The organism is Thiohalospira halophila DSM 15071 (assembly GCF_900112605.1).
In the GTDB taxonomy this organism is placed as follows: domain Bacteria; phylum Pseudomonadota; class Gammaproteobacteria; order Thiohalospirales; family Thiohalospiraceae; genus Thiohalospira; species Thiohalospira halophila.
The window spans coordinates 67,824-81,402 of the sequence record NZ_FOMJ01000008.1 but is presented as its reverse complement, the minus strand read 5'-3'; the positions used below and the strand labels follow the sequence as shown (position 1 = coordinate 81,402).

At 69.6% G+C, this 13,579-nt stretch carries 13 protein-coding genes; 4 read left to right on the top strand and 9 right to left on the bottom strand.

The window, feature by feature from the left end; all coding sequences use genetic code 11:
* Positions 1 to 8 precede the first annotated feature (8 nt).
* From phoU to folB, 8 genes are all read right to left on the bottom strand, one after another.
* The gene (gene phoU, locus BM272_RS11220) at positions 9 to 779 is read right to left on the bottom strand and encodes a phosphate signaling complex protein PhoU (RefSeq protein WP_399349683.1); all 771 of its coding nucleotides are present in this window, start codon (positions 777 to 779) and stop codon (positions 9 to 11) included.
* A gap of 19 nt (positions 780 to 798) precedes the next feature.
* Complete coding sequence (gene pstB, locus BM272_RS11215) at positions 799 to 1,632, bottom strand: phosphate ABC transporter ATP-binding protein PstB (RefSeq protein ID WP_093428882.1); 834 nt, start codon at positions 1,630 to 1,632, stop codon at positions 799 to 801.
* Between the two features lie 13 nt (positions 1,633 to 1,645).
* Positions 1,646 to 3,301 (bottom strand): phosphate ABC transporter permease PstA, encoded by a 1,656-nt coding sequence (pstA, locus tag BM272_RS11210; RefSeq protein WP_317622795.1) that lies wholly within the window; start codon positions 3,299 to 3,301, stop codon positions 1,646 to 1,648.
* The gene (locus tag BM272_RS11205) at positions 3,298 to 5,541 is read right to left on the bottom strand and encodes an ABC transporter permease subunit (RefSeq protein ID WP_093428881.1); all 2,244 of its coding nucleotides are present in this window, start codon (positions 5,539 to 5,541) and stop codon (positions 3,298 to 3,300) included. The genes pstA and BM272_RS11205 overlap by 4 nt, the downstream gene beginning before the upstream one ends.
* Before the next feature lie 164 nt (positions 5,542 to 5,705).
* Positions 5,706 to 6,671, bottom strand: a complete 966-nt coding sequence (locus BM272_RS11200) for a PstS family phosphate ABC transporter substrate-binding protein (protein WP_093428880.1) — start codon at positions 6,669 to 6,671, stop codon at positions 5,706 to 5,708.
* Positions 6,672 to 6,748: 77 nt separating this feature from the next.
* Entirely contained in the window at positions 6,749 to 8,071 is a 1,323-nt protein-coding gene (gene phoR, locus BM272_RS11195; protein WP_093428879.1) for a phosphate regulon sensor histidine kinase PhoR, read from the bottom strand.
* A gap of 9 nt (positions 8,072 to 8,080) precedes the next feature.
* Positions 8,081 to 8,770, bottom strand: coding sequence for a phosphate regulon transcriptional regulator PhoB (gene phoB / locus BM272_RS11190; RefSeq protein ID WP_093428878.1), 690 nt, complete (start codon positions 8,768 to 8,770; stop codon positions 8,081 to 8,083).
* 92 nt (positions 8,771 to 8,862) lie between these two features.
* Complete coding sequence (folB, locus tag BM272_RS11185; RefSeq protein WP_093428877.1) at positions 8,863 to 9,216, bottom strand: dihydroneopterin aldolase; 354 nt, start codon at positions 9,214 to 9,216, stop codon at positions 8,863 to 8,865.
* A gap of 100 nt (positions 9,217 to 9,316) precedes the next feature.
* Here folB and plsY point away from each other — a divergent pair, with 100 nt between their 5' ends.
* Positions 9,317 to 9,916 carry a glycerol-3-phosphate 1-O-acyltransferase PlsY gene (gene plsY / locus BM272_RS11180; RefSeq protein WP_093428876.1) on the top strand — a complete coding sequence of 200 codons (600 nt, stop codon included), beginning with the start codon at positions 9,317 to 9,319 and terminating at the stop codon, positions 9,914 to 9,916.
* A 16-nt stretch (positions 9,917 to 9,932) separates the two neighbouring features.
* On the opposite strand, the gene tsaD is transcribed toward plsY, so the two are convergent.
* Positions 9,933 to 10,958, bottom strand: coding sequence for a tRNA (adenosine(37)-N6)-threonylcarbamoyltransferase complex transferase subunit TsaD (gene tsaD, locus BM272_RS11175; protein WP_093428918.1), 1,026 nt, complete (start codon positions 10,956 to 10,958; stop codon positions 9,933 to 9,935).
* A gap of 114 nt (positions 10,959 to 11,072) precedes the next feature.
* On the opposite strand from tsaD, the gene rpsU reads away from it, so the two are divergent.
* Genes rpsU through dnaG form a run of 3 tightly spaced genes read left to right on the top strand, consistent with a single transcriptional unit; the run spans position 11,073 to position 13,551 of the window.
* Positions 11,073 to 11,285, top strand: a complete 213-nt coding sequence (rpsU, locus tag BM272_RS11170) for a 30S ribosomal protein S21 (protein WP_093428875.1) — start codon at positions 11,073 to 11,075, stop codon at positions 11,283 to 11,285.
* 15 nt (positions 11,286 to 11,300) lie between these two features.
* Entirely contained in the window at positions 11,301 to 11,753 is a 453-nt protein-coding gene (locus BM272_RS11165; protein WP_205407803.1) for a GatB/YqeY domain-containing protein, read from the top strand.
* Positions 11,754 to 11,766: 13 nt separating this feature from the next.
* Complete coding sequence (gene dnaG, locus BM272_RS11160; RefSeq protein ID WP_093428874.1) at positions 11,767 to 13,551, top strand: DNA primase; 1,785 nt, start codon at positions 11,767 to 11,769, stop codon at positions 13,549 to 13,551.
* Positions 13,552 to 13,579 lie beyond the last annotated feature (28 nt).

Sequence of the window (13,579 nt, the reverse complement as noted above, 5' to 3'; positions counted from 1 at the left end):
CTCCCGCCTTAACGCCCCTGGCGAACCTCCTTCTCCATCTGCTCGATGCTGGTGTGGCGGACATCCTTGCCGCGGACCAGGTAGATGACGTACTCGCAGATGTTGCGGGCGTGGTCGCCGATGCGCTCCAGGGAGCGGGCGGCCCACATGATGTCCAGGGAGCGGGTGATCTGGCGCGCATCCTCCATCATGAAGGTGATGAGCTGGCGCATGATCCCCTCGTACTCCTTGTCCACCTTGGCGTCGTCCCGGGCGGTGGCCACCGCCTGGTCCACGTCCAGCCGTGCCAGGGCGTCCAGGGCGGAGTGGACCATGTTGCGGACGTGCTCCCCCTGGCTCTGGATGGCGCTGAAGGTGGCGCGGCTGCCATCCAGGTCGGCCAGATGGACGGCCAGATGGCCAATCTTCTCCGCCTCGTCGCCGATGCGCTCCAGGTCGGTGATGGTCTTGATGATAGTGACGATGAGGCGCAGGTCGCCGGCCGCGGGCTGGCGGCGGGCGAGGATGTGGCTGCACTCCTCGTCGATGGTCACCTCCAGGGCGTTGACCTTGTAGTCGTTGGTGGTGACCAGCTCGGCCATGCGGTGGTCGCCTTCCACCAGGGCGGTGACTGCGTCCTGGAGCTGCTGCTCCACCAGCCCGCCCATGGTCAGGACCTTGTTGCGCACATCCTCCAGCTCGGTGTTGAACTGCTGGGAGATGTGGTGGCCCAGGTCCATGGACTCGCCGCGGCCGGTGTCGCGGTCGTCATCGCCGCGGGGGGTGTCCGTCTCGCTCATCTCGCCTCCTGCCATTGCCTCAGCCGTAGCGACCGGTGATGTAATCCTCGGTCTGCTTCTGCGAGGGATTGGTGAACAGGGTGTTGGTATCGGCGAACTCGATGAGCTCGCCCATGTACATGAAGGCAGTATAGTCGGAGACCCGGGCCGCCTGCTGCATGTTGTGGGTCACGATGGCGATGGTGAACCGGTCCTTGAGCTCGTAGATGAGCTCCTCCAGCTTGAGCGTGGAGATGGGGTCCAGGGCCGAGGCCGGTTCGTCCAGCAGCAGGACCTCCGGCTCCACCGCGATGGCCCGGGCGATGACCAGCCGCTGCTGCTGGCCGCCGGAGAGGCCCAGGGCGTTGGCGCTGAGCCGGTCCTTGACCTCGTCCCACAGCGCGGCGCCGCGCAGGGCGCTCTCCACCGCCTCGTCCAGCCGGCGCCGGTCCTTCACCCCCTGGATCCGCAGCCCGTAGGCGACATTCTCGTAGATGCTCTTGGGGAAGGGGTTGGGTTTCTGGAAGACCATCCCGATGCGCTGGCGCAGGTGGGGGACGTTCACCGACTTGTCGTAGATGTTCTCGTCGTGCAGCCGGATCTCGCCGGTGATGCGGACGGTGTCGATGAGGTCGTTCATGCGGTTGAAGCAGCGCAGCAGGGTGGACTTGCCGCAGCCGCTGGGCCCGATGAAGGCGGTGACCCGCTTCTCCGGGATGCGCATGTTGATCCCCTTCAGGGCCTGGTCCTCGCCGTAGTAGAGGGCGAGGTCGTTGACCTTCAGCGCGATCGCCTCCCGGTTGAGGTCGAGTGCCCGCTGATCTTCGTCGAGGCCGGCGATCTGGATGTTGGGGGTGCTCGCTTTCTCGCTCATGGTGTCGGCCCGTTCAGGATTCCAGGTTGCGGTACTTCTCGCGCAGGCGGTTACGGATGCTGATGGCGACCAGGTTCAGCGCCACGATGATGACGATGAGAAGCAGCGCGGTGGCGTAGACCAGCGGCCGGGCCGCCTCGACGTTGGGGCTCTGGAAGCCCACGTCGTAGATGTGGAAGCCCAGGTGCATGAACTTCCGCTCCAGGTGGAGGAAGGGGAAGTTGCCGTCCAGGGGCAGCGACGGCGCCAGCTTGACCACGCCCACCAGCATAAGCGGCGCCACCTCGCCGGCGGCGCGCGCCACGGCGAGGATGAGCCCGGTCATCATGGCGGGGCTGGCCATGGGCAGGACCGTGCGCCAGAGGGTCTCCGCCTTGGTCGCGCCCAGGGCGAGGCTGCCCTCGCGCACCGAGCGCGGCACCCGGGCCAGCCCCTCCTCGGTGGCGACGATGACCACCGGCAGGGTGAGCAGGGCCAGGGTCAGGGAGGCCCAGAGCAGCCCCGGCGTGCCGAAGGTGGGCGAGGGCAGTGCCTCCGGGTAGAAGACCTGGTCGATGGTGCCGCCGATCATGTAGACGAAGAAGCCCAGACCAAAGACGCCGTAGACGATGGAGGGCACCCCGGCGAGGTTGTTCACGGCGATGCGGATGGTCCGGATCACCGGCCCCTGGCGGGCGTACTCGCGGATGTAGATGGCCGCGATGATGCCGAAGGGGGTCACGAAGACCGACATCAGCAGGACCATGACCACGGTGCCGAAGATGGCGGGGAAGATACCGCCCTCGGTGTTCGCCTCCCGGGGCTCCTCGGAGACGAAGTTCCAGAGCATGGTCAGGTAGTGGCCGACGGCGTCGGTCCAGCCCATCTCGTTGGGGTAGTGGAGGCGGACGATGTTGGCCAGCGGGACCTCGATGACCCGGCCATCCATGATCTCGGCGGTGAGGCTGTCGCGCTGGGCCTGCTCCTTGAGCCGCTCCAGCTCGGCGCGGAGGTCGGCGAACTCGGCCTCCAGCGCCGCCTTCTGTTCCTCGATGGCGGCGTAGGCGGACTCGTCCTCCACCCCGCGCAGCTCCAGGCCGCGGCGATCCAGGCGGAGCTGATCGATCTGGTAGTTGATGTCCGCCATGCGGCCGGACTCGATGGCCTCGATCCGATCGGCCAGGCCGCGTGCCCGCTCCAGCCGCTCCATGAGCGCCGGCCGAGCCTCGTCGCCCTCGGCGACCACCTCGCCCTGCTCGCGGACGGTCTTGAGGCGGCCGATGAAGTCCCCCCACTCCCGGCGCTCCAGGACCATGAGGTCCTCGGGCGTGGAGATGTCGGACATCCGGTGGGCGAGGATGGGCCGGAAGTCCATGCCCAGGGCCTGGCGGTTGCCGGTCTTCACCGTGTAGCGGGTGTAGAACTCCTCGACATCGTCCACGGGAACGCCGCTGTCCCGCAGGCGGACGCCGGCCACCTGCTCACTGTCGGTGACGGCGCCGATAAGGCGGTAGGGTTCGCCGTTGGGCGGGTTGTATTCCGCCTCGATGACCTGGGCCGGCCAGAAGTGGGCCAGGCCGTTGACGGCGATGAGCAGGATGAGCGCCACCACCGCGATGACGCTGGTACTCACCGCCGCGGCGTTGAGCCAGATCCAGGGGCGTCCGCTGCGGAACCAGTCGCGAATCATAGGGTGCTGTACTTCTTGCGCAGACGCTGGCGGACCACCTCGGCCAGCGTGTTGACGAGGAAGGTGAAGGCGAACAGCACCAGAGCGGCGAGGAAGAGCACCCGGTAGTGGGTGCTGCCCACGGCCGACTCCGGCATCTCCACCGCGATATTGGCGGCCAGGGTGCGCATGCCGGTGAACAGGCTCATGTCCATCACCGGCGTGTTCCCGGTGGCCATGAGGACGATCATGGTCTCACCCACGGCCCGGCCGAGGCCGATCATCACCGCGGAGAAGATCCCCGGGCTGGCGGTGAGCAGGACCACCCGGACCAGCGTCTGCCACGGCGTGGCGCCCATGGCCAGGGAGCCGTTGGTGAGGTGGCGCGGCACCCCGAAGATGGCGTCCTCGGCGATGGAGAAGATGGTCGGGATCACGGCGAAGCCCATGGCCAGGCCGATGACGATGGAGTTGCGCTGGTCGTAGTCCACGCCCAGCTCGTAGGTGAGCCACAGCGGCAGGTCGCCCTTGAAGAGTGCCAGCTCCAGTACCGGGCCGATCTGGAAGGCGAGCCAGCCGGCGACGATGACCACCGGGAAGAGCAGGGCCGCCTCCCAGCCGTCGGGAACGGCCTCGCGTAGGGCGCGGGGCAGCCCCTGCCAGCCCAGGGCGGCGAGCACTACCACGGGCGGCAGGGCGAGGAAGAGCAGCAGCGTCGAGGTCAGGTGGCGCTCGATGATGGGGGCGAGCCACAGGCCGGCCAGGAAGCCGATGATGACGGTGGGCAGCGCCTCCATGATCTCGATGGTCGGCTTGACCATGGAGCGCATGCGCCGGTTCATGAACTGGGCGGTGAAGATGGCGCCCATGATGGCCAGCGGCACGGCGACGATCATGGCGTAGAAGGCCGCCTTCAGGGTGCCGAAGGAGATCGGCACCAGGGAGAGCTTGGGTTCGAAGTCGTCGCTGGCGGAGGTGGACTGCCAGAGGAAGCGCGGCTCTTCGTAGCCCTCGTACCAGACCTTGCCCCAGAGGGCGGACAGGGAGACCTCGGGGTGGGGGTTGTCGATGTGCCAGTAGCGCAGCGTCCCCTCGGCGGAGCGGGTCAGGGCGGCATCGGCCCGGGGGGCGATGGTGATCCGGTTCACCGGGGAGCCGGCTACCTGCTGCTGCAGGAGCTGCTGGTGGGCGGTGGCGTGGAAGATCCCGATGCGCCCGCCGGCATCCGAGGCCATGAAGCCCTTGCGTGCGTACTCCGGGGCGATGGCGAGGATGGCGTCCATGTCGGTCTCGAAGCGCCGGATCTCCCGGAGCTTTCGGTGGCCGTCGCCGTCCTCGTCGCGCACGGCGAACCACTGGCCGATGCCGCCGTTGCCGTCGCCGATGAGCAGGGAGTTCCCACCGGAGAGGAGTTCCAGGGCGGTGATGTCGGCGCCCCCCGGGGTTACCTCCGGCAGGTACTGGGCCAGCCGGGCCTCCTCTCCGTCCAGTTCGTAGAAGGAGAGCGCCCCACCGGGGTGGGTGACGTAGAGCCGGTCGCGATCGCCGCCGACGCGTACGTCCCGGATGAGGCCCCGGACCTCGTCGATGGTCTGGCCGGAGCGGGTGGTCTCCTTCTCCCCGGTCATGAAATTGGTATCGACCTCGAAGCGGCTCACCTCCAGCTGGCCATCGGCGCCGCCGGCGGCGATGGTGTGGCCCGATTCGCCGCTCTGCAGGGAGAGATGCTGGATGGCGCCGCCGTCCTCCCGGGCGGTGATGGGCTCTTCGCCCAGCGGGTATTCCAGCTTCGGCGTGATCCGGCGCTGGCCGTCGGGGTAGTCGATATCGTAGGCGTGGCGGACCACGACGACCTCGCCGTTGGAGAGCCCCCAGGCGACCATCCGGGAATCGGGGGAGGCGGCGCTGAAGCTGGTTACCTCCACGCCTTCGGGGAGGTCGATCCGCTCCTGCCGCACGGTCCGCCCGTCGACGGTACGGAAGAAGGTGATGTGGCCCGATTCGGAGAAGCGCACCCCCACCTCGGTATACTCCTCCAGCGCCAGGTGGGCCGGCTCACCGGGGGCGGCCACGGGTACGGTCTCCCCGGCGGCCAGTTCGGCGCTGTCGAAGAGCGGCAGGACCACCCAGAGCAGATAGAAGAAGATCAGGACCAGGGCGATGATGACACTGATCCCGCCGGCGGCTACGCCGTAGCGGGCGAGGTGGTCCTTGGCGGAACGCCAGCGATCGCGAGTGGAGTCGAGTCGGGAACGGGCCATGGCCTCAGGATATCGCGGATGGGGTGCCGGGGCGACGAACGGGCCATGCTAGCCCTGTCATATGACAGGAATGTTACAACTCGACGGCGACGATGGCGACCATCCGACGAAAGACGCCCGCCCCGGAACCGGGGCGGGCGCCAGTCACCGGCTGACGGGCCGGGTTAATCGAGCTTCTTCAGCTCCTGCTGCGCCACGGCGTTGGGCACCGGGACGTAGCCGTCCTTGTTCACCACCTCCTGGCCCTGCTGGGAGAGGATGAGCTTGATGAACTCCCGGGTCTTGGGATCCAGCGGCTCGTTGGGGTGCTTGTTCACGTAGACGTAGAGGAAGCGCGCCAGCGGGTACTCGCCGGTGAGGACGTGCTCGGTATTGGCGGGGATGTACTCGCCTCCCTCTTCCTCGGCCAGCGGGACGGTCTTCACGCCGGAGGTCAGGTAGCCGATGCCGGAGTAGCCGATGGCGCTGTTGGAGGCGGTGACCGACTGGACCACCGAGGCGGAGCCGGGCTGCTCGTTGACATCGTTGCGGAAGTCGCCGCCGCACAGGGCGTGCTTCTTGAAGTAGCCGTAGGTGCCGGAGACGGAGTTGCGGCCGTAGAGCTGGATGCTGCGGTTGGCCCAGCTGCCCTCGAGACCGAGCTGTCCCCAGCGATTGATGTCCTCGCCGTAGCCGCAGCCGCGGGTGGAAGAGAAAATGGCGTCCACCTCGGGGATGGTGAGCCCCTCGATGGGGTTGTCCTGGTTGACGAAGACCGCCAGGGCGTCGATGGCCACGCGGATGGGCGTGGGCTTGTAGCCGTGCTCCTCCTCGAAGGCGCGCAGCTCCTCGGGCTTCATCTTCCGGCTCATGGGGCCGAGATTGGAGGTCCCCTCGGTGAGCGCCGGCGGGGCGGTGGAGGAGCCGGCCGCCTGGATCTGGACGTTGACGTTGGGATACTCCTCCTTGTAGTTCTCCGCCCAGAGGGTCATGAGGTTGGCCAGGGTGTCGGAGCCGACGCTGGAGATGTTCCCGGAGACGCCGCTGGCGGACTCGTATTCGGGAAGATTCGGGTCGACGTCGGCGGCAGCGGCCGTACCGGTGAAGCCGGCGGCCAGGCCGAGGGTCAGGACGAGCTGCTTGAGTCGCATGGTGTCACTCCTGCATTCCTGCATGGTGGTCTAGGGGTCGGCGCGGAGCCGTACGCTGTAATCCTATGACGGGGGCGTTACGTTTTTGTTACACCGTCACTTCGGCTGCTGACTCGCGTTGCCGGGAAGCAGCAGCGGAAGGTGGAGCCCTGCTCCGCCTCGCTCTCTACCTCCAGCCAGCCCTCGTGGCGCTGGAGGATGTGCTTGACGATGGCCAGCCCCAGGCCGGTGCCGCCCTTGTCCCGGGAGCGGCCCACGTCCACCCGGTAGAAGCGCTCGGTGAGCCGGGACAGGTGGCGCGCCGGGATCCCGATGCCGGTGTCGCTGACGGCGAAGCAGCCGCCGCCCTCGGGCCGACGGGTCCAGGAGAGCCGGATGGTGCCCTCTGCCGGGGTGTACTGCACCGCGTTGAAGGCCAGGTTGGCGAAGGCGCTGCGCAGTTCATTGGGGACCCCGTGGAGGAGCAGGTCGGGATCGGCATCCACGGTGATGACGTGCGCCCGGTCCCCGGAGAGCTGCCGGGCCTCTTCGGCCAGGGTTTCGGCCAGCTCCGGGACGTCCACCGCCTCCGGGGCCGGCCCCCGGTCGCCGTCCATCTCCAGCCGGGATAGGTAGAGGAGGTCGTCCACCAGGGCGCGCATCCGGGTGGTCTGCTGCTCCATGAGTGCCAGCGGGCGTGCCTGCGCCGGGTCGTCCTTGCCCACATCGTCCTGCAGGGTCTCGATGTAGCCGGCCAGGACGGTGAGCGGGGTGCGCAGCTCGTGGGAGACGTTGGCGACGAAGTCCCGGCGCATCTGCTCCAGCTGGTGGAGCCGGGTGACGTCCCGGGCGAGCAGCAGGCGCTGGTCGCGGCCGTAGCGGACCACGCGCACCGAGAGCATCAGGTTGGGGTCCACCGGGGAAGGGAATTCCACCGAGTCGCTGAAGTCCTCGGCGGCGAGGTAATCGGTGAAGGCGGGATGGCGGACCAGGTTGTGGATGCGCTGGCCGTGATCCCCGGGAGTACGCAGGCCCAGCAGGCGGCCGGCGGCGTCGTTCCACCACTCGATGACGCCGCGCTCGCCCAGGATGATGGTGGCATCCGGCATGGCCGCCGCCGATTCCTCGAAGCGGTGGATGAGCCGGCTCAGACGCTTGCGCCGCTTGCGCTGGCGGATCTGGCGGCGGTAGAGGCCGTTGAAGATGTCCTCCCAGATCCCCTGGGACTGGGGCGGCTCGGTCTGGCCGGAGGCGTAGAGCCAGCGCTGCAGGCGGGCGAGATTGTAGAGGTGCCAGGTGAGGTAGCCGAGGAGGACGAGGATCACCGGCACCAGCGGCCAGGGGGTGAAGAGCCCCAGACCGAGGCCGAGGAGGGCGAGCAGGCCGACGCGGCCGAGCTCCGTGGACCAGCGATTCGTCAAGGCGGGCGGTCAGACCTGTGTCGAGAAGCGGTATCCGGCGCCGCGCACGGTCTGGACCAGCCGGTCCAGACCGTATTCGGCCAGGGTCTTGCGCAGGCGGCGGATGTGGACGTCCACCGTGCGTTCCTCGATATATACGTTACCGCCCCAGACCCGATCAATGAGCTGGCTGCGGCTGAAGACCCGTTCCGGGTGGGTCATGAAGAAATAGAGCAGTCGGAATTCCGTGGGGCCGATGTCCACCGATGTACCGCTCGCCGCGACCCGGTGGGTCTCCGGATCCAGGGTCAGCTCCCCGGCCTGAAGGGGCTCCTCGGCGGCCGGTGCGGTGCGGCGCAGGACCGCCTTGATGCGGGCGGCGAGCTCCCGCGGCGAGAAGGGCTTGGTGATGTAGTCGTCGGCGCCGGTCTCCAGACCGCGGATCTTGTCGTCCTCCTCGCCCCGGGCGGTGAGGAGGATGATGGGGATCTCGCGGGTGATCTCCTCGCGCTTGAGCCGGCGGGCGAGGTCCAGGCCGCTGCTGTCCGGGAGCATCCAGTCCAGCAGGATGAGATCGGGCTGGCCGTCCACCGCCCGGGTAAGCCCCTCCGCGGCGGTGTCCGTCTCCTCGGTGGCGAAACCGGCCCGCTCCAGGGCGAAGGTCACCATCTCGCGGATGGCGGCCTCGTCCTCGACGATCAGGATGCGGTGACTGGCCATGGCGTGTCTCGGGGGTAGCGGGTCATTACCGGTTATTCCAGCAGCGCCATGTTACAGCCGTGTGACCATGTGACACGGCGTGTCACAGATGCTCAACCGGCCTCGCGCCGGATGGCCACACCGGTGGGGCCGCAGCCGGGGACGGCCCCGCTCTTGTCCAGCCGCAGCCGGGCGGCGGCTACCGGGAACTCGCCCAGCACGGTGGCCGCCAGGCGTTCGGCCAGCGCCTCCAGCAGGCGGTATTCGCCGTCGGCCGCCACGGCCCGTAACCGCTCGGTCACGGCGGCATAGTCCACGGTATCGGCGACGTCGTCGCTGGCGCCCGCGGCGGCCAGTTCGACCTCCAGCTCCAGGTCCAGGCGGACCGGCTGGGGCAGGGCACGCTCCCAGGCGGGGACGCCCAGGGTCGCCTCCAGGCGCAGGTCGGTAAGGTAGATGGTATCCATGGGCCCATTCTAGCGGCCCGCATCCGGGAAGGATATTCGCCGGCCCCGGCGGCGGCGCGGTATAGTAGCCGGCCCGTACACCATTCGGAGCGCGCCGAACATGGAGCCGAACGCGGCCTGGTCCATCGTCATTGCGGCCTACCTGCTGGGGTCCCTCAACGCCGGGATCCTGGTGAGCCGCCTGCTGGGGCTGCCGGACCCGCGCCAGGGCGGGTCCGGGAATCCCGGCGCCACCAACGTCCTGCGCCTGGGGGGCAAGGGGGCGGCCGCGGCCACCCTGGGGGGCGATGTCCTCAAGGGCGTGATCCCGGTGCTCCTCGCCCGCGCCTGGGCACCCGGCGAGCTGATCCCGGCCGCGGCGGCGCTGGCCGCCTTCCTGGGCCACCTCTACCCGGTCTTCTTCGGTTTCCGGGGCGGCAAGGGGGTGGCGACGGCGCTGGGGGGGCTCATCGCCCTGGCTCCAGCGGTAGCCGGTATCGGGGCGCTGGTCTGGCTGGCGGTGGCCGCGGTCTTCCGGATATCCTCCCTGGCCGCGCTGGTCGCCGCCGTGGCCGCGCCGGTGGCGGCGTGGTATCTGGGGCTGGCCCAGTCGGTGGTCCTTGCCACCGCGGTGATGGCCGTGCTGCTGCTCTGGCGCCACCGCAGCAATATCGCCAATATCGCCAACGGGACGGAGTCCCGGATCGGCCGGAAGGATTAGTTCGGGCGGCGCTGATTCAGGCAGGGCCGGCTCGGACCGCCGCCAGGGCCTCCAGGGACCAGCGCGGATGGACCGTGATGGCCGCCGGTTCGTTCTGGCCGGCGCCCAGACGACACCAGCCGGCGTAGGCGATCATGGCGGCGTTGTCGGTGCAGAAGGCCGGTCGCGGGTAGTAGACACGGCCGCCGCGCTCGGCGACCCGGGCATCCAGGGTGGCGCGCAGGCGCGCATTGGCGCTGACGCCGCCGGCCACCACCAGGGTCTCCAGGCCGGTGGCCCCCAGGGCCCGGGTCGCCTTGATGGCCAGGGTCTCCGCGACCGCCTCCTCGAAGCCGCGAGCGAGGTCGGCGCGCGCCTGGCGGTCCTCGCCCAGCGCCTCCAGCTCCAGCCGCACCCGCGTCTTCAGCCCGGAGAAGGAGAAGTCCAGGCCGGGCTTGTCGGTCATGGGGCGGGGCAGCCGGTAGACTCCTGGCTGGCCCTCGGCGGCCAGCGCCGCCAGGGCGGGCCCGCCGGGATAACCGAGGTCCATGATCTTCGCCGTCTTGTCGAAGGCCTCCCCGGCGGCGTCGTCCACGGAACGCCCCAGGAGCCGGTACTCCCCCACGCCGCGGACCTCGGCCAGCAGGGTGTGGCCGCCGGAGACCAGCAGGGCGACGAAGGGGAAGGCCGGCGGCTCCGGCTCCAGCAGCGGCGCCAGCAGATGCCCCTCCATGTGGTGAACCCCCACCGCCGGCCGGTCCAGCGCCCAGGCCAGGCTGCGCCCCACCGTCGCCCCCACCAGCAGCGCCCCCACCAGGCCGGGGCCGGCGGTGTAGGCGATGCCGTCGAGATCGGCCGGGGTGAGCCCGGCGCGGTCGAGGACCGTCTCCACCAGCGGCGTGAGCCGGCGGATGTGGTCCCGCGAGGCCAGCTCGGGGACCACACCGCCGTGCTCGGCGTGGAGGTCGGTCTGGCTGTGGACGACGTCCGCCTCCAGCCCCGCATCGCCGTAGAGGGCGGCGGCGGTCTCGTCGCAGGAGCTCTCGATACCCAGTACGCGCATGGCGGGGAACATACCCGGGCGACGGTCTTCCGACAAGCACAGGCCTTGGCACGCGGCGGATTGCCTTCTACAATGCCCGATTCGCCCAACTGAAGACGCTGAATCGAGGTCCCAATGCCCGAGGTACGAGTCAAGGAGAACGAGCCTTTCGACGTGGCGCTGCGGCGCTTCAAGCGCGCCTGCGAGAAGGCCGGAATCCTCTCCGAGGTGCGCCGTCGTGAGTACTACGAGAAGCCCACCGCCGAGCGCAAGCGCAAGCGCGCCGCGGCCATCAAGCGCTATCAGAAGAAGCTCTCCCGGGAGAATACCCGGGGCAAGCGCAAGTAACCGGGGGACACCGCCGTGGCCGAGGGCCTGAAGGAGCGTATCCAGGCGGATGTGAAGGATGCCATGCGGGCCCGCGACAAGGACCGCCTGACCACCCTTCGCATGATCACCGCCGGCCTCCAGCAGAAGGAGGTGGATGACCGCGTCGAACTGGATGACGCCGGCGTCCTCGCCCTGCTGGACAAGATGGCCAAGCAGCGGCGGGAGTCCATCGAGCAGTACGAGCAGGGCGGGCGGGACGAGCTGGCCCAGCGCGAACGCGCCGAGCTGGCCGTCATCGAGGCCTATCTCCCCCAGCCACTCTCCGATGCGGAACTCGATGCCCTGGTGGATGAGGCGATAACCGCCACCGGGGCCGCGGCCATGGCCGACATGGGCCGGGTCATGGGCGAGCTCAAGCCGCGCGTCCAGGGCCGGGCCGACATGGGCGAGGTGTCGGCGCGGGTCAAGGCCCGCCTCGGCGGCTGAGCCCGGGCGCCCCATGGCCGGGCGGATCCCCCAGAACTTCATCGATGATCTGGTCTCCCGAAGCGATATCGTGGAGATCATCGGTGAGCGCGTCCCGCTGAAGCGCAAGGGCCGCGAGTACGCCGCCTGCTGCCCCTTCCACGACGAGCGCACCCCCTCCTTCTACGTCAGTCCCGAGAAGCAGTTCTACCACTGCTTCGGTTGCGGGGCCCACGGCACCGCCCTGGGTTTCCTCATGGACTACGGCCACCTCTCCTTCCCGGAGGCGGTGGAGGAACTGGCCGGCCGCCAGGGGCTCGAGGTCCCCCGGGAGGGGGATGACGGCCGGCCCCCGGCCCCGGATCGGACCCCCCTCTACGAGGCGCTGGTGGCGGCGGCGGACTACTACCGCACCATGCTCCGCCGTCACCAGCAGGCCCGTCGTGCCGCGGACTATCTCAAGGGTCGCGGGGTCAGCGGGACCACGGCCCGGGACTACGGCCTGGGCTTCGCCCCGCCGGGCTGGCGCAATCTCCTGGAGGCCCTGGGCGGCGGCGAACAGACCCGGGCGCGCCTGGTGGAGGCCGGCCTGCTTATCGAGCGCGATGACGGCGGCGTCCACGACCGCTTCCGCGACCGGATCCTCTTCCCCATCCACGACCATCGTGGCCGACCCATCGCCTTCGGTGGCCGGATCCTCGGCGACGGCGAGCCCAAGTACCTCAATTCCCCGGAGACGCCGGTCTTCCACAAGGGCCGGGAGCTCTACGGGCTCTACGAGGCGCGCCGCGCCCTGCGCCGGGTGGACCGGCTGCTGGTGGTGGAGGGCTACATGGATGTCATCGCCCTGGCCGGCGCCGGCGTCCACCACGCCGTCGCCACCCTGGGGACCGCGACCACCGCCGACCACCTGGATCGCGCCTTCCGCCTCACCGGCGAGGTGGTCTTCTGTTTCGACGGCGATCGGGCCGGCCGCGAGGCCGCCTGGCGGGCGCTGGAGAACGCCCTGCCGGTCCTGCGGGACGGCCGGAGCGTGCGGTTCCTCTTTCTGCCCGAGGGCGATGACCCCGACACCCTGGTCCGCCGGGAGGGAGGCGAGGCCTTCGGGGCCCGGGAGACTGACGCCGAGGCGCTGGAGGACTACCTCCTGCGCCGGCTCATCGAGGACCACGACCCGGAATCGGTGGCCGGCCGCCGGGCGCTGGTGGCCGCCGCTCGGCCGCTGCTCGCCCGCGCCCACGATGCCGTGCTGCGCGAGCAGCTGGTCCGCGAGATCGCCACGCGGGCCGGGGTGGGCGCCGAGCACCTCGAGCCCGGCGAGGAGGGGCCGGCCCAGCCGGAGGCCGCACCCCCGGAACGGCCCGCACCACCGCGGCGACGGCCCAGCGGTATGCCCCAGCCGCGCACCCTGGAGCGCCACGCCATTGCCACCCTCCTGCAGGCGCCGGGGCTGGCCGGCGAGGTCGCGGAGCCCGAGCGCTTCGCCCGCCTGGGGACGCCGGGGGGCGAGTTGCTGACGGAGCTCCTTGAACAATTGCAGGCCGATCCCCATCTATCCACCGGCGCGCTCCTGGAGCGCTGGCGCGGGACCGATGCCGGTCGCGGGCTGGCGCGGCTCGCGGGCCAGGGCCTGCTGGTGGCCGACGAGCAGGCCCTGGCCGCGGAATTTCGCGACACCCTCAACCGTCTCTCGGATCGACTGCGGGACCAGCGCCTGGACGAACTCCTGGCGCGAGAGAGTTCGCTGAACCAGACTGAACGCGACGAGCTTCGCACCCTGCTGGGCCGGAGCCGGGGAGCTGGTGAAAAACCCTCCTGACTTGAGCAGTCTTTGTATGCTCTGCTAG

Bases quoted from the DNA above. Each gene is read 5' to 3' on its own strand.
- phoU (WP_399349683.1), bottom strand. From the start codon at position 779: ATGAGCGAGACGGACACCCCCCGCGGCGATGACGACCGCGACACCGGC.
- BM272_RS11200 (WP_093428880.1), bottom strand. From the start codon at position 6,671: ATGCGACTCAAGCAGCTCGTCCTGACCCTCGGCCTGGCCGCCGGCTTC.
- pstA (WP_317622795.1), bottom strand. From the start codon at position 3,301: ATGATTCGCGACTGGTTCCGCAGCGGACGCCCCTGGATCTGGCTCAAC.
- tsaD (WP_093428918.1), bottom strand. From the start codon at position 10,958: ATGCGCGTACTGGGTATCGAGAGCTCCTGCGACGAGACCGCCGCCGCC.
- plsY (WP_093428876.1), top strand. From the start codon at position 9,317: ATGGAGCCGAACGCGGCCTGGTCCATCGTCATTGCGGCCTACCTGCTG.
- pstB (WP_093428882.1), bottom strand. From the start codon at position 1,632: ATGAGCGAGAAAGCGAGCACCCCCAACATCCAGATCGCCGGCCTCGAC.
- phoB (WP_093428878.1), bottom strand. From the start codon at position 8,770: ATGGCCAGTCACCGCATCCTGATCGTCGAGGACGAGGCCGCCATCCGC.
- dnaG (WP_093428874.1), top strand. From the start codon at position 11,767: ATGGCCGGGCGGATCCCCCAGAACTTCATCGATGATCTGGTCTCCCGA.
- BM272_RS11205 (WP_093428881.1), bottom strand. From the start codon at position 5,541: ATGGCCCGTTCCCGACTCGACTCCACTCGCGATCGCTGGCGTTCCGCC.
- folB (WP_093428877.1), bottom strand. From the start codon at position 9,216: ATGGATACCATCTACCTTACCGACCTGCGCCTGGAGGCGACCCTGGGC.
- rpsU (WP_093428875.1), top strand. From the start codon at position 11,073: ATGCCCGAGGTACGAGTCAAGGAGAACGAGCCTTTCGACGTGGCGCTG.